Annotated in this window: 15 protein-coding genes; 5 read left to right on the top strand and 10 right to left on the bottom strand. The window is 54.9% G+C overall.

The genetic code is table 11. From position 1 onward, the window contains the following. Positions 1-41 precede the first annotated feature (41 nt). From VIN76_RS05070 to VIN76_RS05110, 9 genes are all read right to left on the bottom strand, one after another. Positions 42-1,823 carry a ShlB/FhaC/HecB family hemolysin secretion/activation protein gene (locus VIN76_RS05070; RefSeq protein ID WP_332040733.1) on the bottom strand — a complete coding sequence of 594 codons (1,782 nt, stop codon included), beginning with the start codon at positions 1,821-1,823 and terminating at the stop codon, positions 42-44. Between the two features lie 119 nt (positions 1,824-1,942). Continuing rightward, positions 1,943-2,752 (bottom strand): hypothetical protein, encoded by an 810-nt coding sequence (locus VIN76_RS05075; protein WP_332040734.1) that lies wholly within the window; start codon positions 2,750-2,752, stop codon positions 1,943-1,945. Beyond that, positions 2,727-4,781: an adenylate/guanylate cyclase domain-containing protein gene (locus VIN76_RS05080; protein WP_332040735.1), complete on the bottom strand. Its 2,055-nt coding sequence runs from the start codon at positions 4,779-4,781 to the stop codon at positions 2,727-2,729. The genes VIN76_RS05075 and VIN76_RS05080 overlap by 26 nt, the downstream gene beginning before the upstream one ends. After that, entirely contained in the window at positions 4,781-7,909 is a 3,129-nt protein-coding gene (locus VIN76_RS05085) for a CHAT domain-containing protein (RefSeq protein ID WP_332040736.1), read from the bottom strand. Before VIN76_RS05085 ends, VIN76_RS05080 begins: the two co-directional genes overlap by 1 nt. A 183-nt stretch (positions 7,910-8,092) precedes the next feature. Next, positions 8,093-8,764, bottom strand: a complete 672-nt coding sequence (locus VIN76_RS05090) for a nitroreductase (protein WP_332040737.1) — start codon at positions 8,762-8,764, stop codon at positions 8,093-8,095. Then, on the bottom strand, positions 8,761-10,590 hold the full coding sequence (gene cobT / locus VIN76_RS05095) for a cobaltochelatase subunit CobT (RefSeq protein WP_332040738.1): 1,830 nt from the start codon (positions 10,588-10,590) through the stop codon (positions 8,761-8,763). The genes VIN76_RS05090 and cobT overlap by 4 nt, the downstream gene beginning before the upstream one ends. Positions 10,591-10,670: 80 nt before the next feature. Further along, positions 10,671-12,698 (bottom strand): transglycosylase domain-containing protein, encoded by a 2,028-nt coding sequence (locus tag VIN76_RS05100; RefSeq protein ID WP_414696288.1) that lies wholly within the window; start codon positions 12,696-12,698, stop codon positions 10,671-10,673. A gap of 212 nt (positions 12,699-12,910) precedes the next feature. Then, positions 12,911-13,900: a cobaltochelatase subunit CobS gene (gene cobS, locus VIN76_RS05105; RefSeq protein WP_332040740.1), complete on the bottom strand. Its 990-nt coding sequence runs from the start codon at positions 13,898-13,900 to the stop codon at positions 12,911-12,913. 145 nt (positions 13,901-14,045) lie between these two features. Next, the gene (locus VIN76_RS05110) at positions 14,046-14,672 is read right to left on the bottom strand and encodes a J domain-containing protein (RefSeq protein WP_332040741.1); all 627 of its coding nucleotides are present in this window, start codon (positions 14,670-14,672) and stop codon (positions 14,046-14,048) included. A gap of 67 nt (positions 14,673-14,739) precedes the next feature. Here VIN76_RS05110 and VIN76_RS05115 point away from each other — a divergent pair, with 67 nt between their 5' ends. Then, the gene (locus tag VIN76_RS05115) at positions 14,740-15,024 is read left to right on the top strand and encodes a BolA family protein (RefSeq protein ID WP_332040896.1); all 285 of its coding nucleotides are present in this window, start codon (positions 14,740-14,742) and stop codon (positions 15,022-15,024) included. Between the two features lie 8 nt (positions 15,025-15,032). Here VIN76_RS05115 and VIN76_RS05120 read toward each other — a convergent pair whose 3' ends face one another. Continuing rightward, entirely contained in the window at positions 15,033-16,091 is a 1,059-nt protein-coding gene (locus tag VIN76_RS05120) for a DUF2332 domain-containing protein (protein ID WP_332040742.1), read from the bottom strand. A gap of 54 nt (positions 16,092-16,145) precedes the next feature. Between VIN76_RS05120 and hisG the strand changes: the two genes are divergently transcribed. The 4 genes from hisG to thiL all read left to right on the top strand — a co-directional run bounded on the left by hisG (position 16,146) and on the right by thiL (position 19,559). Continuing rightward, the gene (hisG, locus tag VIN76_RS05125; protein WP_332040743.1) at positions 16,146-16,796 is read left to right on the top strand and encodes an ATP phosphoribosyltransferase; all 651 of its coding nucleotides are present in this window, start codon (positions 16,146-16,148) and stop codon (positions 16,794-16,796) included. Beyond that, positions 16,796-18,088, top strand: coding sequence for a histidinol dehydrogenase (gene hisD / locus VIN76_RS05130; RefSeq protein ID WP_332040744.1), 1,293 nt, complete (start codon positions 16,796-16,798; stop codon positions 18,086-18,088). Before hisG ends, hisD begins: the two co-directional genes overlap by 1 nt. Then, positions 18,085-18,543, top strand: a complete 459-nt coding sequence (gene nusB, locus VIN76_RS05135) for a transcription antitermination factor NusB (RefSeq protein ID WP_332040745.1) — start codon at positions 18,085-18,087, stop codon at positions 18,541-18,543. Before hisD ends, nusB begins: the two co-directional genes overlap by 4 nt. 80 nt (positions 18,544-18,623) lie before the next feature. Then, positions 18,624-19,559, top strand: a complete 936-nt coding sequence (gene thiL / locus VIN76_RS05140) for a thiamine-phosphate kinase (RefSeq protein ID WP_332040746.1) — start codon at positions 18,624-18,626, stop codon at positions 19,557-19,559. Positions 19,560-19,639 lie beyond the last annotated feature (80 nt).

Genomic DNA, 19,639 nt, shown 5'->3' on the forward strand with positions numbered 1-19,639 from the left:
GCTGTTTCTGCTTGTCTTTGTCATCATCTTTTTCCCGGCTATCACCGTGACCACGGTGCAAGTTGCACGGTCAGGCTCATCAATGCGCGGGCGCTATCCCGGCGAGTCTGGAATGGCCCGCGTTTCAATGGCACGACTGCCATCACATCCAGGCTGGCCTGACGGCTGATCGTCGCCCGGATACCGCCGCCTGCGGAGTAAATTTCCTGGGGATCGCCGGAAATGTTCTTGTTCGATACCGCCATGGCATCGAAAAAGACATAAGGTTGCCATGCAATTCCGCGCGGCGTGGACGGAGCCAGTGAACCATAGCTGACCTCTGTCTGTACCCCATAGCCGCTATCGCCGATGATCGTGCCGGGATTATAGCCGCGTCCGACCGTATAATTGCCGCCCGAAATTTCTTCATAGGCAAAGAGGGCGTCAGGCGAATATTGAAAGCGCGGTTTCAAGCTGAAGGCCAATAAAGGGGTAGGGCGATAATCGAACCGCGCTTCCCCCCGGACAACGAAAGCGGTGGGGTCGCCATCGGCCCGTGTGGGGATGATCGCTTGCCCTATGCAGCGAACAAATCCCGGTCCGCACCCTTTGCTGGCCCCTAATATATCAAGCCCCTGACGCAATTCCAGCGAGGCGGCAATACCCCATTTCGGTTCAAAGCCGGAATAGCCGCTGCGGCCCGATATGCTGGCGGGGTCAACCGCGCTATAGTCGAGACGGGCAAAAGCGATGCTGAGGTCATCCTCATTGGAACGGATGCCGAAAATCTCTGTCTTTTGGTCTATATGTTCAAAGCCGACCGTGCCGAAAAGATTCTGTGTCTGGCTGCGTATGATCGGATAGGTGGCATGGATTCCGGCGACCAATGTCTCCGATTCAATATCAAAATTATTCGGCAAATCGGGATCGGTCCACGCATAGGTGAAATTGCCGCCCAGACGCAGGCCATCGTTTCCGACGTAAAAGTCATGGCCGACTTGCACTACCTGCTGCTCATCGAGATCGGCGGTCGAGAAAAGGCTGACCGTAGTTTGATCGCCCAGACCAGTGAGGCCGTTAAACCGTGCGCGGAGCATGCCACCGAAGCGGCCAACCTGCTTGGACCCGAAATTCTGGATATTGGCATCCACATAAACCGGTGTGCGGGATACGTTAAACTCTCCAACGACATCGCCGGCTTGCCCCGATGCTGCGGGGCGCAATGACAGGCGCACGTCCAGCCCCGGAATATCACGGGCAAGCAAAAGATAGCGTTCGGCTACATTGATATTGAATACCGGCTCATTGGTTAGCCGGTCGATATATTTCTTGAGCAGCGACTGGGACGCCCCGGCATCGCCGCGCACCTGTACCGATGTCATCCTCGCGAGCAGGACATCAAATTTGACATTGCCGTCTTCAATTGTCTGGGGCGGGACCTGTACAGCGGCAAGATAGCCTGCGCCGCGCAATATCGTAGCGGCCCGGTCACGGATTTCGCACACCGCAGCGACGGGCACTTCCTGACCGACATAGCCGCTATAGGATGGGGCCAATATCGACGCGTCAACCATTTCAAGTCCGCTAAAGTCAACAGACCGCAAGGTGAATTTGACATCCGCGAACTCCGGACTGGCAAGGGGGCAGGGGGCTCGCTCGACACCGCCTTCGACTGTCAACGCTTGCGCTTGCCCTCTCTCCGCTTCATCCAGCAAACCTCGCTGGATTTCTTCTCTCGTCGGTGCAGCAACTGACGATTGCGCCCAGGCAACGCCCGGAACGGATAATATTGTCGATGCGGATAATAAAAAGACCAGATTTTTTGCAGCGCGAGCTCGCGACATATTCTTCCCCGTTTTCCCATATTTCCCGCAAGACCAATCCCCCGGAAATATTATATATTCTTTTCACGTCCCAGCCCCTGCATTGCTGCCCGATATCGGGACGTGAAATCTATTCCATGCTACCCTTGGCCGTCTGTAGAACCATCTTGCAGTGTTTCGACCAAGAGATCGAGTTGGCTCTGGCAACCATTGGCAATCAATGCCGCCGCGGCGTCGTCAAGATTTTGCGGGGCTTCATCCAGCATCACAAAGTTGACCTCGACCGATTTATCGACATTGGATCCGATAAGCTGGTATTTCGCACCATCTTTCAACGGCGCTGAGTCCAATGGCCAGCTTTTCAATGGGTTGCCTTTGCGCCATGCGATTTCCGTCACGGTGCCGTTTACCGGCTCTACAACGCTGGCGGTGGCCGATCCGGTATAATCCGGACGCCACAATACCAGGGCATTGGCATCGGCGACGCAGAATTTTCCGCCCTTGGTCACATCAAGAAACCACAGATTGGGATTTTGCGGTTCGGCATCCGATACACCTACACCAGCGCTACGAACGGCCCCGGTTCTTGCCCGGCTGCTACCGCGATTGCTGATGAAGCTGGCCAGGCGTGTCGTGCTGCTTGTCTGCTTACTGGCGGTGCTGTTTAGCGAATAAGTGCCCGGTCCTTTGAAAACGCGAGTGCCGCTTTTGCTAAGGACTGTCACCATATCCAGATTCTTGAGCGTCAATTTCGCGTTAGCAGGCAGCTTTTTACCGGCAGGATAGGAACTGGCAGAAGGGCCGGTGGATCGGACAACCATATTCTGCGCCAAGGCAGTGCCGCTGACCCCGACCAGCAATAATGCTCCCAACGCAGCTTTGCCCAACCTTGCGGTGAGCTTTCCTGATTTGACTGTTTTACATTCAACCGAGCGCATAGCTTTCTCCATTTTTTGTTTCTTTTAATCGTTTCAGCAAATTGGAAAGGCCTAAATCCTCGCCATATTGTGTCATCATGGCGCCAAGTGCTTGAACATAGCTATTATCACCGTTTTCATGGGCTGCTATGACGGCGGTCACTGCTTCCCGGTCTTTCTCTTCCCATTCGGGTACCGGTTCAAAAACCTCAACCGGAGTGGAGCGGCCGCGCAGTGTGATTTTGCCCATCGGCCGGTACCAGTCCAGACCGGTGCGCTCCATCGCCTCTTTGCTGACCAATACTTTTGTTTCGAGGACTTTATTGGCCGCTTCCAGCCGTGCCGCCGTATTCATGGCATCTCCAAGGGCGGTATACTGGATACGGCCTTCGCCGCCGAAATTGCCGACAATGGCGTCACCATAATGCATTCCGACCCGCGTGCGGCCAATGGGCGGGACCCCTTCGGGCACATTCTTGCGGAAATCTTCACCCGCTTCATACAGCGCATAAGCGGCTCTGGCGGCCCGTTCGCCATCTCCCGGCAAGGACAGGGGAGCACCCCAGAAACAGACCAGCGCATCGCCGACGAATTTGTCAATCGTTCCGCCATATTCCAGCGCAACATCGCTCAGCCGGTCGAGATAGTCATTGAGCAGCTTTGCCACCATTTCCGGTTCGATAGCGTGGCTCAATTTCGTAAAGCCTTCCAGATCGGTGAAAACCGCAAAAATTTGCCGTTTCTCGCCATGCAGCGCAAGCTTTTCGGGGTCGCGTAATATTTCACCGGCGATGGATTTTGGGAGATATTTGCCCAATGCGTTTTGTGCAAATGCCCGCTGCTGGGAATTGACTGTTCTTGCCGCTGAGCCAACGGAGGCATAACCGAACAGCCAGCCTAACGCCCATCCGAACGCGGGCAGGGTTAATGTATCGACGTTTAGTTTATGCAAGACAAACGGGAAGACCAGAAAGAAGATAAACTGGGACAGCAATATGCCCGCGACCTTTAACGGATTACCCACGGCCAGAGCGGAAATGCCACCGGCAGCCGCGATAATCAGGGCGGCGACCCACAATGCCCAACCGGGGATCGGGGTCGGTATGTCGTTGTTGAGCAACTGCGCCAACATATGGGCATGGACTTCCAGACCGATCATCTTGCCATCTTCATGTTGCAAGTTGCTGATGGAACCAACAGGCGTCTCAAACCGGTCGCGGTCGATAAAGTCACCGCCGATCAAGACATATTTATCCTTGATAAAGGACTGCAATATTTCTGCTGTTGCCGGATCGGCAAAGCTTTCGATGGGGAATTTATCGAACACAGGTATATCCGGCTGGGCAGGAACCAGATAGCGGATAGCGCCATCATTCGCCGCAAATTCGGGATTGGGCCTGGTCAGGGCAATGGCTAAAAAAGGTGGCAATCCTTCGGGTTGCACCGTCCAGCGTCGCGCCACGTCGTCGCTGTCAGTCTCTATGAGGATACTTGTCCTTTTGACTGTATCGTTTTCCAGATTGCCGAGAAACTGGTCAAGAAACTCGTGCTGGACAAAATCAATCTCGCGATTGGATTTGGGTGCCGCATAGGCGATGAAAGTGGGTGTTTCCATCTTGTCGAAAGACGAGATTAACAGTTCATCGTCATCTTGCGGCATATCGAATAAAATATCGATGCCGATGGACTTTGGGCCAGCTTTATCAATAGTTTCCAACGCTTGCGCCAGGATTGTCCGATCTACCGGAGAGCGCTGACCCGTCAGTTTCAACGTGTCCTCGTTATAGACGATCATCACGATCCGGTCTTCTTTTTCGACTACCGGAGCAAAGACAGAGGCCCGCATATCGTACAGAGCACGCTCGGCATCCTGAATCAGCGGCGTTGACCAGCTGAACCGCGCCATCAGCAGCGCGAGCACCAGAAAGAGCAAGGTCGATCCAAGGCGGATCGGCCCCAGTTGATTGAACAGGCGGCGTAGTGACTGCAATATCCCGCGGGCCTCCGCCTTTACATTGCGGCTGGCTGGCACGGGGTCGCTAGAGACATCGGAATTGGTCATTATTTCAGGGCAGAAGTGACTGTTTGACCCGGCATGTTGTCATCGCCGCCCTGTTCCCCCGGCAAGAATGGTCTTGCTCCATCGCCGATAATGGCAAAGCCGGACCAGTAATAAGGATGGGATGTTAGCGGGTCATCCATAAGTCGTTTCTGTGAAAGCCTTAACGCGGTGGCAATGGATTGCCCCTGCCCACCGGTGAACAATCCGCCAATCAGACGCTCGGTAGCCTGAAAATCATCAGGCGCAGGCCAATGGCTAGCCAATACAGAACGGCTACCGGCGCCGATGAAGGATCGCACCAGTCCGTCCAGTGCCGTGCCGCCGCCGCTGCTGACACCGGCTTCGCGGGTTGCTTCTATGCTGGCATAGCCGGCGGTATCGCAGGCCGAAAGAATGACAATATCCGCATCCAGTTTCAGGTCGAAAATCTCGTCAAAGGCCAATAGCCCGTCAGATTCCTTTCCGCCGAATGATGTCAGCAGTGCCGGTTTGGCTGGGCAGGATGGCCGCGGTGCGGTGACCAGGCCGTGGGTTGCGAAATGCAGGATACGATAGTCGGATATATCCGATTTCGCCAGAATCCGGTCATCGGTAAACGCGCTGCCTGTCAGGATATCGGAACCCGATTGCCCGATCAGTGATTGTGCCTGAACAAGTTCAGCAGCCGAGATCGGCTTGTTCCATTCGTTCAGCGACCAGTTACACTCTGCATCAAGTCCCTCTGTAGAGGCGCGAACGCCGCCAATGCTGGTATTGGCCAGCACAGGCTGGTTGTTACCAAGGCCCAGATACTGGCGCGAAGCCCTTGAAATCGGCGCCTCGCGTGCGTCGGCAAAGCTGCGTGCTGACACGGCTGTGCTGATATTTATATCGCTGCCGAGCCACTTGACGCCCGTAAAGTTGAACGGATCGCCGTCCGGCTGTTCAACACGCTCCAGATATTCTGAGACGGAGCTATCATCCATTACCAGCAAATTGATTGGCAAGCGCAGCATGGCTCCATCCGGTTCGAAAACCAGATGCTCTATATTCGTAAGCCGTTCCGACAATGGACTAAACAGCGTCTTGTAAAGATCGTGGGAGGATTCAATATCAAACGCATAGGTGACATATTGGCCGTTTTCATAGGACGAAATGGAAGCGCGTATCTGGTCCACCTGTTGGTCCAGCTTTTTGGCACTTATCCGGGGTTTATAGACGGTTGCAAATTGCTTGTCCGTGTAAAACATGAAGATGTCTTCGCCCACAACCGCTATGCGGGCATAGGCCTCTGACGGTCGCATCTTTGCCTGTAATTCGTCGAGAGTGATGGAGCTTTCCGCCACTGCGCGATATTGCGGAAATTCCGACAGACTGACGATGGTCAGTTGCTGGTTGCGCTCCAGCGCAGCAATTTCCGAGGCCAGATCATTGCGCAGCCGGAGCGTTTCAGGCGTTTGCTCGACCTTGCCAAGCGCGGTGAAGCGCATACGCAGCCTTTCGATGCTGCGGGTAAGATTATTGGATTGCCGGAACAGGCGGGCGGCTTCATCCGTGCCACCGCTCAGCTCGCGGAACAGGGCGGCCTGCGTTTCCGCAACGCCCGGCCGGACCAGAACCTGGGCGGCTTTGAAAAACTCGGCGGCAGAATCCGGGTCATTGCTCAGCAATTCAAAATAGGGAGTCATTTGATTGGCAATACCGGCAAGGGCATTGCGCTTGCCCAGCGAGCTGTCAACGACTTCCCGGTAATATTGCCGGGCTTCGTTTTCTTTGCCCTGACGCAATAAATAGCTGGCCAGTCTTGCCTTGGCTGCGTTGACCGATCGTGTTTCAGGATATTGCAGCTCAACCAGTTCCAATGCATTGCGGAGCAACTGCTCTGCCGTGCCAAACTGCCCTTTTGATTCAACAATCAATGCCAGTTCCGATAATATTTGCGCGCGCAGCCGGGTGATCGACACTACCCGCCCATTGCGCACCGATAATGCACGATTATGGGCGCTCGTCAGCGATAGCTGGGCCGTGTCGACATCGCCTTTCAGGCGCTGTGCGGTGCCGATAAGCTGTAATGCCTGGGCATCAATCAAAGCGACACGTTCTTCATCACTCAACTGAAGGTTGGTATCAAAACCTAGCAGATCACCGGTTTTGTTATTCCCGTTGATACGCATTGCAATGGGCGTAGTGATGGTGAGGCCGGATATCAGCGCATCCCGCTGGACCTCTGTGGCCTCTATGGGCAGGTTGATCCGCTCCAACGCTTTATCATAGCGGCCTTGGTTCAGCAGATGCATGCCTTCAAAATTACGCAGCAATTTCTGGCTTATGATATCATCCGAAATCACGGACCGCGCTTGTTCAAAAAGCGCATCGGCTTCTGCAAACTCCCTGAGGTTGGATTTTTGCAGGGCGCGGTTCATGTAAAATTCTTCGGGGTGGATGGCTTTTTCACCTGAATCGGTGGTGCGCTGTTGCAATGTTTCAAAAAAAGCAGCGGCTTCTGCGTAATTGCCGCTAAGATTGCGGCGATAACCTTCTGCCAAGGCCTGACTGGGGCTTAGCGTCAATGCCTGCGCTCTGGCGAAGGCCAGCGGGTCGTTGATCGAGGTGGAGGCAACATCGATTTTGCCTTCGACAATCTTGTCCGACATTATGGATTGTAACGCCAGAATGGTCGCGCTGTCATAAGCGGTGAGGCCCTCTGCCACATAGGTGACATTGCCGCGTTGCTCCTGAAATATCGAGTAGTTAACCGGTTCGCTCTTTAGTTGGCATATGCTCCGGCTAATGCCGCTTACTTCATCTGCCTCAGGATTCGTATCGCAGGAAACCGGGGTCTGGCGATGCTGTGCGACAAGAGCCAGAACGTCGGTTTTGGGTGATTGAAAAGCAAAGATATTGCCGATCGGGCGAGCGGAATCGCGGCAAACAACGGTCCAGCTACGATCGAAAATGCTTTGTTTTGCAGGATTTTCGGAACTCCGGTCCTGAACCTGACATAATGTGCCGCCACCGGTGCCTATCGGGAAGCTGTCGCGCAGTTGCACAGGTGTTTCTTGCGCCGATGCAAGAGATGATGTTGTTGCCAAAGCCAAAGCAGGCAGCAATGCCAATAAAGGCAAATGAAAAAGTCCCTGACGAGTCATATATTCCCCACAATATATTCAAGGCAGCTCAATTCATTTCGTTAGAGCTACCCAAATTGCGACCCGAAATGTCTGTTTGACATATTCTTACGCGATACACTCAAGCCTAGTATAGCAGATAATCGACACCGAAGTGACAAAAGTCACTTCACGTAAATGTTTGGGGGAGGGGAAGTCAACAGGCTAGAACCCGCGAAATTGAACCGTTTCGGCCAACGGGACACGGGGGACATCGAAATTGTTAATCGGCGCATCGGGATCACGGTAACCGATTGCCATGCCACAGAAAAAGATATGATCGTCGTCAATATCAAGCAATTCACGCATATAAGTGCCGTATAGCGCCCATATTTCCTGCGGGCAGCTATCCAGATCCTCTTCGCGAAGAAGCAACATGACTGTTTGCAGCCACATTCCCATATCCGACCATTGCGGCGGCCCCATATATTTGCGTGTATAGGTAAACAGTTGCACCGGCGCACCAAAGCTGTCCCAGTTGGCCATCATCTGCTGAACCCGCGCAGCGCTATCATCTCTGGCTATATCCAGCGAACCAAACATGGCCTTGCCGACGCCCCGCCGTTGATCTTCGTAGCGGCCTTCCAGGCCCTTGGGGTAGATGTCATATTCGATGCCTTCTCCGGCAGGAGCGGTCCGGACTTTGGCTTTGACTGCATCGGAAATTCGCGTGAGTTCGTCGCCAGTCACGATAATCGCGTTCCATGGCTGAGTATTGCCGCCGGATGGGGAGCGGGTGGCGGTTTCAAGGACTTTTTGGAGGGTTTTCTGGTCAACAGGTTTGTCGAGAAATTGGCGAATGGAACGGCGGGATTCAACAGCTTCGGTTACGTTCATTTTTGTTCCTCATCAAATAGCCCGGCCAGTTGTTCGACCATCGTTCCGCCCAGTTGTTCTGCATCCATGATTGTGACGGCGCGTTTGTAATAGCGGGTAACATCATGGCCGATGCCAATAGCCACCAATTGCACGGGTGAGCGGTTTTCGATCCACTCGATCACCCTGCGTAAATGATTTTCCAGATAGGCACCGTGGTTCACCGAAAGAGTAGAATCATCAACCGGCGCACCGTCAGAAATAACCATCAATATGCGGCGCTCTTCCGGACGTGCGATCAAGCGGTTATGCGCCCAGAGCAGTGCTTCACCGTCAATATTTTCTTTCAGCAGGCCTTCGCGCATCATCAGGCCAAGGTTTTTGCGCGCCCGCCGCCACGGTTCGTCCGCTTCTTTGTAAATGATATGGCGCAGGTCATTGAGCCGGCCCGGATTGGCAGGGCGACCGGCCGCCAGCCAGCTTTCACGGCACTGGCCGCCTTTCCAGGCGCGCGTGGTAAAGCCCAGTATCTCTGTCTTGACGCCGCAGCGCTCCAATGTCCGTGCCATGATATCGGCGCTGATTGCGGCAATGCTGATGGGCCGCCCGCGCATCGAACCTGAATTGTCGATCAACAGGGTAACCACAGTGTCACGAAAATCGGTTTCGCGTTCGACCTTATAGGATAGGCTATGCGCCGGATTGCTCACCACACGGGCAAGCCGGGCGGCATCCAGCATGCCTTCTTCCTGATCGAAATCCCAGCTGCGGTTCTGCTGCGCCATCAGGCGGCGTTGCAAGCGATTGGCGAGCTTCGTCACTGCGCCTTGCAGGCTTGTAAGCTGTTGGTCGAGAAATGCCCGCAGCCGTGCCAACTCGTCATCATCGCACAATTCGGTCGCGCTGATAATCTCGTCATATTTTTCAGTCCACGGCGCATAATCCATACCGGGCGGCAGATCCGACATCGGGCGATTGGGGCGCACCGGCATCATACCGTCATCCTCGCCATCACCCATTTCGTCCTCTGCGCCTTCTTCCAGATCGTCGGCGCTTAGCTCGCTTTCGCCTTCCTGAGCGTCGTCTTCGGACTGTTCAGAGCGCATATCCTGCTGACCCTGGTCCCCCGTGGCTTCTTCGTCCGCGCCATCATCCTGCTGTTCATCGCTATCCTCGTCAGAATCTTCGTCACTATCATCTGCTTCGGATGCTTCATCATCGCTTTTGATAAGGTCGAGATGCTCAAGCAACTGTGTGGAAAGTTTTGCAAAGTTTTCCTGATCGTCCAGCGTCAGGTTCAGCCCGTCAAGATCAGTACCGGCGCTTTCTTCCACCCACTCGCGCAGCATATCCACGCCCTTTTGCGCGGATTGCGGAGGTTTTTCTCCGGTCAGCTTTTCACGGGCGATCAAGGCAAGGGCGGTTGAAATAGGCACTTCATCGCGGTTCTGCGCACGGGAAATCGGATCCGACCGCATCCTCATTTCCAGCGCTGCATCAAGATTGCCGTTCACGCCCTTCATGGTGCGGGAACCAAGAGCATCGGTCCGAACTTGTTCCAAGGCATCAAAACAAGCGCGGGCAATAGCTTCTTGCGGCGCGTTTTTACGGTGACGCGCTTCGTCATGGTAACGCAGCTTCAGTGCAAAGCTATCCGCAAAGCCGCGTGCCTGGGCGACCTGATCTGCGGGCAGGTCACGGGCAGGCATCGGTACTTTAAGATGCTCTCTCGATTGCGAAGGCGCTTCGGCGGTATAAGCAAGCTCAACCTCACCTTTACCGGACAGCGCGCGCGCTGCTCCGCCAAGCACCTCTTTAAAATCATCAAGTTTGGATCGTTCAGCCATAGAAGTCTTTAGCCATAAGCGGAAAGGTGAGGGGAATCAAAGGTCTAAATTCACCGATTTTGCTAGGGACGATTAACGGCTTAACGCTCGGCAGGCTGACCGGCCGGTGGCGGGCTGGTCTGTTCTGGCCTGCTCCCGACGGCCAGCCCGTCATTATTAATGTTCAGATCCAATGGAACACCGCCAATTTCAGTTGATACTGTTACCCCTTCACTGCCGTTGATACGGATTTCGGATTTGCCCAGATCAACCGGAATGTCCGGCAAGTCCCCGATATCCGGCACATCCAGTGGTTGAACCGGTCCATCAGGATCGGGTTTTTGCACCGGTTCCGGTTTGCTGGCCGGTCCCGCACCTTTTACAGCCTCGCTCATGAAATCGCGCCAGATACGCGCAGGAATACCGCCTCCGCTAATGCCCTTAAGCGGGGTGTTGTCATCATTGCCGACCCACACACCGACCACCAGATCTCCGGCATAGCCGACGAATAGCGCGTCGCGGTTATTTTGGCTTGTGCCGGTTTTCCCGTAATTGGGAATGGAAAGCCGGGCGGCGCGTCCCGTTCCGTTATTGACTGCGGCGCGGAGCATGTCCTCCATGCGTTGATGCGTGTTGGTGCCATAGCGGCCCGGCCAGTCGACAAGCCATTCCATCCAGCTTTGCTCGGCCTTTTTGAAAGCATAGGGTTTGACAGGCCAGCTATTCCCCGCAACCCCGGCATAGGCGGCGGTGAGCTCCAGAAGCGTCATGGTCGATGTGCCAAGGGCAAGGCTGGGATCGCCTTCTGCAAGTTTCGAGGTGATACCAAGGTTACGCGCCTCACGGATGACCGCTTTGTCGCCCACTTGCTCGAACAGGCGGACAGCGACAACATTGCTCGATTTTGCAAAGGCTTCTTTCAGCGTGATTTTGCCGCGATAAGCTTCCCCGGCGTTTTTCGGTCTATAGCTGCCCAGGGTGATCGGGCTGTCATCGACCAGATCATCGGGCCGCATATCTGCGCGCAAAGCGGCGAGCCAGACGAACAGCTTGAATGTCGATCCCGGTTGGCGCTTTGCCTGTGTAACGCGGTTAAACGCGGAATCCTTGTAATTGCGCCCGCCAATCATTGCGACGACCTCGCCATCGGGCCGCATGGCCACCAGTGCAACCTGCGCTTTGCCCAAAGGAGCGCGGCTCACCACTTTGCTGGCAATATTCTGTAGCCGCGAATCGAGAGTGGTGGTCAATGTCAGCTTGTTATAGGTCATTCCCGAAAGGGCGCGGGCGCGTGGCATAGCCCAGTCGGCAAAATAGGTTCCGGTTGGCAATGTGTTGCGGATGCGGACATCAAGCACCGGATTGGGCAGTGTGTCGGCCTTTTCCTGGGTCAGGAAACCGGCATCGACCATGGCGGCTTTCACCAGCTTTGCCCGTTTGGCGGCAAGGTCGGGATTGCGTGTCGGGGCAAGCCGGGAAGGGGCCTGAACCAGCCCGGCAAGCATGATGGCCTGTTCCGGTTTCAGGTTTTCTGGCTGGCGGTAATAATAATGCAGTGATGCCGCGCGCAGGCCATAAACATTGTCGCCAAAATAGACGTTGGAGAGATAGCGCTCCAATATCTCGTCCTTGGTGAGCCATGCCTCCATCCAAAAGGCGATAAACATTTCGCGGGCCTTGCGAATCAGGCTGCGCTCCGGTGTCAGAAAGGTCAGCTTGGCAAGTTGCTGGGTAATCGTGCTGCCGCCCTGGATCATGCTGTCGCCCGTTGCATTGCTCCATATCGCCCGGGCAAGACTGCGCGGATCAACACCCCAGTGGGAATAGAAACGCCTGTCCTCAATCGCCAGAAAGGCGTCCACAACATGATCGGGAAGCTCTGCCACATTTACCGGTTCGTCCACCACAGCCCCATCGCGAGCAATGGGTTGTCCATCGGACGTCAGCAGTGTGATTTGCGGCGGTGCAATGGGCTGCAAGGACTTGGACAGCGGCGCTGTAATGGCAAGCCACGCAACCAGCAGGATAAACAGAAATAGTAAAACGGCGAGCCCACGGCTAAACCACCACCATTTACCGCGCGGTTTCTCGCGCGGTAAAGGCGCTGAGCCTTCGGGATAAGGAGCCATGGTTCCCGGGGTTTCCGGCATGGCTTCCGCTCGGGCTTTGCGGCGGAACGGCCACATCCCCCGCGAACGCGGTTCACCATTATCAAAACCATACGCGGGAGGCGGGTTATCTAACATGAGCTTGCTGTATTACATCGGCAATACAGAATGTAGCAAGCCTTATTATGCCATTGCATGATCGTTATCATTTCGCCTGCGAACGCGCGAACTGACTATTTTTCAACAACACTTTCCGGCAGATCTTCGCCAAAGACACGCTGATAATATTCCGCGACCAGCATCCGTTCGGCTTCATCACATTTATTGAGGAAGCTCAAGCGGAAAGCAAATCCGATATTATTGAAAATCGCGGCATTTTGCGCCCAGCTAATCACGGTACGCGGGCTCATGACGGTTGAAATATCGCCATTGACAAAGCCTTGGCGTGTCAGGTCTGCAACCTTGATCATGTTTTCCACGGTTTTGTCGTCTGTTTGCGGAACCTTGGAAAGAATGACTTTCGCTTCGGTCGCCGCGGGCAGATAGTTGAGCGTAATCACGATGTTCCAGCGGTCCATCTGCCCTTGGTTGATCTGCTGCGTGCCGTGGTAAAGCCCGCTGGTATCACCAAGGCCGACAGTATTGGCGGTCGCAAAAAGGCGGAAATAGGGATTCGGACGAATGACGCGGTTCTGGTCGAGCAGTGTCAATTTGCCCTCGGATTCCAGCACGCGCTGGATCACGAACATTACGTCGGGACGGCCGGCATCATATTCATCGAACACTAAAGCGGTCGGCGTCTGTAGTGCCCAGGGCAGCAAGCCTTCGCGGAATTCGGTGATTTGCTGACCATCTTTCAATACAATGGCATCACGACCGATAAGGTCGATACGGCTGATATGCGCGTCAAGGTTGATCCGGATACACGGCCAGTTGAGGCGCGCGGCAACCTGTTCGATATGGGTTGATTTACCCGTGCCGTGAAAACCCTGAACCATAACCCGGCGGTTATAGGCAAATCCGGCAAGAATAGCGGCTGTTGTGTCCAGGTCGAACACATAGGACGGGTCAAGATCGGGGACCCGCTCATCCTTTTCGCTGAAGGCGGGGATCTGCATATCCAGATCAACACCAAACATTTCCCGTGCATCGACCGTAATATCGGGGGCATCCAAAACGGTTTCGCCGCTGCCGTTGGGATGGGTGTTTGGTAAATCGGTCATGTTCGTCCTCAGTTTCATTTCACTGCTTTATGCACTGCTTGATTTTTCTGGCCGTTAGCACCGAACCTGTCGAAGATCGCCTATCGTTTTCGCACAGCGTCGGTTCCGGGCCATATGGCAAGCGTGTTATACGTTTTTCAGATTGTCATCTAAAATCCGGTGATTCCCTAAGCTGCGTATAGGCCGCGATAGCATTTGCCAACTGTTTCTCATGACTTCTGTCACCACCATTCCGGTCAGGATGATATTTTCGGACCAGTTCAGAATAGCGTCTGCGGATTTCGCCGCGTTCCGCATCCTCGCCAAGCCCTAGCGTTTTAAGCGCCTTACGGTCGGCCGCGCTGATCATCCGACCAGGTGATTGTGGCCGGGAAATACCCGCTGCAAATCTTGCGCTGATTGCATCCAGAGGATCGTCAAAATCGGACCATGCCGGTGATGATCCCGCTCCGGCGGTATAGATTCGGCGCTTGCTATAGCTTTCATCCGCCCATCCGTTGAGGGAATGCTGGGCTTGAAAAATCTGTTCCTGATCCATTCCGTCAAAATAATCATAGCCCTGGTTGAACTCGCGGACATGATCCAGACATAGCCAGCGATATTGCCCCGGACCGTCATAGCCATGGGAGGCGCCGTATACAGGCGGCGCGCGAAACTCGCCGCCCTCTGTGCAGCCTTCAATCTCGCATCTTTTGCCATCCGTTTCCACTCGGCCATGAAAGCGGCTGTGAACACGGCTGGGATTCTTTTTTCTGGAATTGGAGGAAGGCAATTGATTGTCCGTATGCTGTCTTTAGAAGGCGGTTCGCAAAAGTTAATCGATCCCCTATATAGGCATGATGGAAACAGAATCAAAAGGCCCTGTGGCCGCAGAAATCGAAAAGCGGCTTTTGGCCGAACTATCACCCACCACGCTCAACGTCATCAACGACAGTGCCAAACATCATGGCCATGCCGGGGATGACGGCAGCGGCGAATCGCATTTCACGGTCGAGATCGAATGTGCGGAGTTTGCGGGCCAATCGCGGCTCAACCGGCAGCGGATGGTCAACAAGGCGCTTGGCGATTTGATGCGCGACAAGGTTCACGCCATGGCGATCAAGGCGACAGCACCCGGCGAGTGAACCGGCTATCAGGCTTTTACCCCTGACCATTTGACCCAGGCACCATGGGCATGGGCTTCCCCCAGCTTGACCGGCTGACCACTGCCGGGCCAATGTCTCACGGTGAGTTTATGTCGGTAAGTCGCCCGATTGGCTTCAAGCGATAGCCATGCCAATGGCCGGTCCGGAGTGGCCTTGCCGCCAGCCTCTTCCATCAGTTGAGTGATCCGGTCCTGCTCTTCTTCGGGTATATATTGCCATACGATAGAGTGCATCAGCACCCGTGTTTCGCCTACCTTCTGCGGCTTGGCGAGCTGTTTGGCCATCCAGTCACCGGCGCCACGCGCTTCCAGACATGGCGGCTTTTCGTTGACCAGTGCGATGGCGGTCTTCATCCGCTCAAAACGGACTATATGTTCGGGCCAGATATAGGCGGTGAGTCGGTCAGCCTGTTTTGGATCGGTCAGGTCAACGGGAGCAATGTCACATCCGCAGATTGATTCGATGGTAAAAGGTTGATCGGGGGGAGGCAGGCCTTGCCATTCCGGTTTGAAGGATAGCCGCGCATCTTCTGGTCCTACGCTGACACCGCCAAGGTCATAATGATAGCGGTCGATCATTAAATTCAGCCCGGCGCTGGAGCCGATTTCGAGAAGTTCAAAGCGCGGCGGCAAACCGCAAGAAGTAAGCCACAGCAATCCCGCTATATAAGAGGAGGACCGGCCCGCTTCATTGGTCTGCGGCGGAGAATCGAGCCACGGGAGCAGTGCCGCCTCATCGCTGGCGATGATCTGCGCGATAATCTGTTCGGCATCGGCCGCCGCGTTTTCATCACCGTTATAAATGGCGGAAAGCCGGTCATGTTGCCCGGCCATGTGCAGCGCATGAAAGCCACCTGCAACCCGCAGGGGCAGGGCATCGGCAAGCGGATCGCCATCCCATCCCAATACCCGTCGGCCAAGTTCGCTGCTGTTATCTACCGCGCCGATAATCGCTTCGACAATCCGGCCTGTAATCGGCGCACCATTTGAACGGCAATATTCTATCTGGTTGGCGAAAGCCTCTCTTACCTTTTGCTCGTTAGACATATTGCCCTTTCTGGTGTGAAGCCCTAATGCGCCCTACGTTATGATAGAAAGCCTATGACCAGACCCCTCATCTTTGCAATCCCCAAGGGACGGATTCTCGACGAAGCCCTGCCGATGCTGGCGAAGGTCGGTATTGAGCCTGCGCCGGAATTTTTCGACAAGGCCAATCGCAGCCTGATGTTCGGCACCAATCAGCCGCATATTTCGATCATCCGTGTCCGTGCTTTTGATGTGGCGACCTTTGTCGCGCATGGCGCTGCGCAAATCGGAATTGTCGGTTCCGATGTGATTGAGGAATTCAGCTATAGCGAGCTATATGCGCCGGTTGATTTGGGTATAGGCCGCTGCCGCTTGTCGGTTGCACAGCCCAAGGATGATGCCGAGCAGATTGACAATATCTCGCACATCCGCGTTGCCACCAAATATCCCAACCTGACCAGCCGCCATTTCGAGGCGCGGGGGATTCAGGCAGAATGCGTCAAACTGAATGGCGCGATGGAGCTGGCGCCTTCGCTTGGTCTGTCGCGGCATATTGTCGATCTGGTCGAATCGGGAAGCACGCTGAAAGCAAATAATCTGGTTGAAACCGACCGGATTATCGACATTTCTGCGCGGTTGGTGGTGAACCGGGCGGCTTTCAAGATGCGTAGTCAGGAACTGACCGCGCTGGTGCAGAAATTCCGTGAACTGGTGGGGCAGCCATAATGGCGCTGCGGCTTTCAACATCGGATGCCGGTTTTGCCGGTGCTTTTGACGCACTGGTCAATGCGCGAAGAGAGGCCGATGCCGATGTATCGGCGGATGTGCGTGCGATTATCAAGGACGTTCGCGCCAATGGCGACGATGCGCTGTCCCGTTTGACGCAAAAATTTGACGGACATGATCTGGACTTTACCGGCTGGCAGGTTTCCGAAGTGGAATGTGAAGCGGCGCTTGAGGGGCTTGATCCCAATTTGCGGATTGCGCTGGAGCTGGCCGCGATCCGCATCCGCGATTATCACGAAGGGCAGAAACCGGAAAATCGTGACTATCGTGACGACGCCGGGGTTCGCATCGGTGCGCGCTGGAATGCGGTTGAGCGGGCAGGGATATATATTCCGGGTGGCCGTGCAGCCTATCCGTCATCCGTGCTGATGAACGCCATACCGGCAAAGGTCGCGGGTGTTGACCGGATTATCATGGTAACCCCAACACCGGGCGGAGAGATGAACCCCTTGGTTCTCGCTGCGGCGCAAATTGCCGGTGTTGACCAAATCTGGAGGATTGGCGGAGCGCAGGCGGTGGCGGCGCTGGCATTCGGAACGGACAAGATAACGCCTGTCGATGTGATTACGGGCCCCGGCAATGCCTGGGTCGCCGAAGCCAAGCGGCAGGTTTATGGCGTTGTCGGCATCGACATGGTTGCGGGGCCATCGGAAATTGTGGTGGTTGCCGATGGTCAAAATAATCCGGACTGGATCGCCGCAGATTTATTGTCCCAGGCAGAACATGACCCCACCAGCCAGTCGATATTATTCACCGATGACGCGGGTTTCGCCGATCAGGTGGCCGAGCGAATAGACGCGCAGCTTGCCGAATTGGCGACAAGCAAGACGGCTACGCAAAGCTGGGGCGACAATGGCGCTATAATAGTTGTTGATCGTCTGGAGCAAGCCATTCCGCTGGTTGACCGTCTGGCTGCCGAACATCTGGAACTGGCCTGCGACGATCCGGAGGCTTTGTTCAACAAGGTGCGTCATGCCGGTTCCGTATTCATGGGGCGGCACACACCGGAAGCGATTGGCGATTATGTTGCCGGTCCAAACCACGTGCTGCCCACTGGTCGCCGCGCGCGCTTTTCGTCCGGGCTCTCTGTCACCGACTTTATGAAGCGGACCAGCTTTCTGGAATGTGACCAGGCGGCACTGGAAAAAATTGGCCCGGCGGCAGTTGCGCTCGCCGAGGCAGAAGGCTTGCCTGCCCATGCAGCAAGCGTAAGGAAAAGATTGAATCGATGACCGCAAAATCAAACACCCGCTCCACGGCTCGCCTTGCAGCAGTTCAGGCCCTGTTCCAGCACCATATGGAAAAAACGCCTGTGCCGCGCCTTTTGAAGGAATTTCATGACCACCGGCTTGGTGCAGAGATAGAAGACGCGCAATACCGACCTGTGGAAGTGGACTTTTTTGATGATATCGTCATCGGAGTCTCTCGCAACCTTGGCGAAATCGATCAGCTTATCGAAGAAAAACTGGCGTCTGACTGGTCTATGGGGCGTCTCGACAAAACAATGTTGCAAATCCTGCGCGCCGGGGCCTTTGAATTGATGGAACGGGACGAAGTTCCGACGGGGACAGTGATCAGCGAATATGTCGATGTTGCCCATGCCTTTTTCAATAAAAAGGACAGTGGCTTCATCAATGGTTTACTGGATGCAATAGCGAAGCAGGTGCGCGGCGAGGTAAAAAGCTAACTCAGCGCGTTCCTGCATGGTAAAGACAGGGTATTAGAAACGGATATGGGGGCATGTCATTTTTGTTGGGGTAGCCCTGATTGACCGAATTGGATTTTATTGACCAGTTGAAAATACTGGCAACGCATCCCGCTGCACGCGGATTGGCTGATGACGCAGCGGTATTGCCTTTTGGCCGCCACAAGCTGGTGATGACCCATGACATGCTGGTCGAAGATGTGCATTTTCTGTCCAGCGCAGATCCCGCAGATGTTGCGTGGAAGCTGATTGCAGTAAACCTGTCTGACCTTGCCGCCAAGGGCGCAAAGCCGCTTGGACTAATAATGGGTTATAGTCAGGCCAGTGACGACGCATGGGATAATGCCTTTGTCCGTGGTCTGAAAGAGGCTATCGGCCATTTTCGCACGCCGCTGCTTGGTGGAGATACCGTATCGGTGGGTGAGGGCGGCAAACGCACTTTGTCGCTAACCGCCTTTGGTGAGGCCAAAGGCCATATCGTTCCCGCACGTTCCGGGGCGGAGCCCGGGCACGCAATATATGTTACAGGCAATATTGGTGATGCATGGGCCGGATTGCAGATAGCAACTGGCAAGGCAGACGCTACCGATATCGAGACATCTGCGGAATTGCTAAAAATATATAACCGGCCAGAACCGAAACTGGAGGAAGGCCGCGCCTTGTCATCATTGGTCAGCAGCATGATGGATATTTCCGACGGGCTATTGCTGGATGCTTCCCGAATTGCCAAGGCCAGCGGCGTCAATCTTGAGATTGATCTTGACCGGGTGCCGCTTTCACCGGCTTTCAAGGCGTTGTTCGGTGACGGTGAAGCCGCCCGAATGAACGCGGTGACCGGCGGAGACGATTATCAATTGCTGCTCACTGCCAGCCCGGAAACGGTGCTGCCGATCGAGCTAACACGGATTGGCCAATGCCGGACCGGATCGAATGTGTCGCTAATCAGGAACGGCGAGCAAATGGAATTGCCGGAGAGTTTGGGCTTTATCCATAATTGATACGGGCCATTTTTTCAGGTTCCAGCTATTTCGAATGTTACGCGCAATGCTAGGGGTTCCTAGTAAAATCAGGGCTTGCG

Origin of the sequence: Parasphingorhabdus sp. (assembly GCF_036568145.1) — a bacterium.
Taxonomy (GTDB): Bacteria; Pseudomonadota; Alphaproteobacteria; order Sphingomonadales; family Sphingomonadaceae; genus Parasphingorhabdus.

What these genes read in the sequence shown, in the direction of transcription:
- VIN76_RS05070 (WP_332040733.1), bottom strand. Translation starts at nt 1,823, where the DNA reads ATGTCGCGAGCTCGCGCTGCAAAAAATCTGGTCTTTTTATTATCCGCA.
- VIN76_RS05075 (WP_332040734.1), bottom strand. Translation starts at nt 2,752, where the DNA reads ATGGAGAAAGCTATGCGCTCGGTTGAATGTAAAACAGTCAAATCAGGA.
- VIN76_RS05080 (WP_332040735.1), bottom strand. Translation starts at nt 4,781, where the DNA reads ATGACCAATTCCGATGTCTCTAGCGACCCCGTGCCAGCCAGCCGCAAT.
- VIN76_RS05085 (WP_332040736.1), bottom strand. Translation starts at nt 7,909, where the DNA reads ATGACTCGTCAGGGACTTTTTCATTTGCCTTTATTGGCATTGCTGCCT.
- VIN76_RS05090 (WP_332040737.1), bottom strand. Translation starts at nt 8,764, where the DNA reads ATGAACGTAACCGAAGCTGTTGAATCCCGCCGTTCCATTCGCCAATTT.
- cobT (WP_332040738.1), bottom strand. Translation starts at nt 10,590, where the DNA reads ATGGCTGAACGATCCAAACTTGATGATTTTAAAGAGGTGCTTGGCGGA.
- VIN76_RS05100 (WP_414696288.1), bottom strand. Translation starts at nt 12,698, where the DNA reads ATGGCTCCTTATCCCGAAGGCTCAGCGCCTTTACCGCGCGAGAAACCG.
- cobS (WP_332040740.1), bottom strand. Translation starts at nt 13,900, where the DNA reads ATGACCGATTTACCAAACACCCATCCCAACGGCAGCGGCGAAACCGTT.
- VIN76_RS05115 (WP_332040896.1), top strand. Translation starts at nt 14,740, where the DNA reads ATGGAAACAGAATCAAAAGGCCCTGTGGCCGCAGAAATCGAAAAGCGG.
- VIN76_RS05120 (WP_332040742.1), bottom strand. Translation starts at nt 16,091, where the DNA reads ATGTCTAACGAGCAAAAGGTAAGAGAGGCTTTCGCCAACCAGATAGAA.
- hisG (WP_332040743.1), top strand. Translation starts at nt 16,146, where the DNA reads ATGACCAGACCCCTCATCTTTGCAATCCCCAAGGGACGGATTCTCGAC.
- hisD (WP_332040744.1), top strand. Translation starts at nt 16,796, where the DNA reads ATGGCGCTGCGGCTTTCAACATCGGATGCCGGTTTTGCCGGTGCTTTT.
- nusB (WP_332040745.1), top strand. Translation starts at nt 18,085, where the DNA reads ATGACCGCAAAATCAAACACCCGCTCCACGGCTCGCCTTGCAGCAGTT.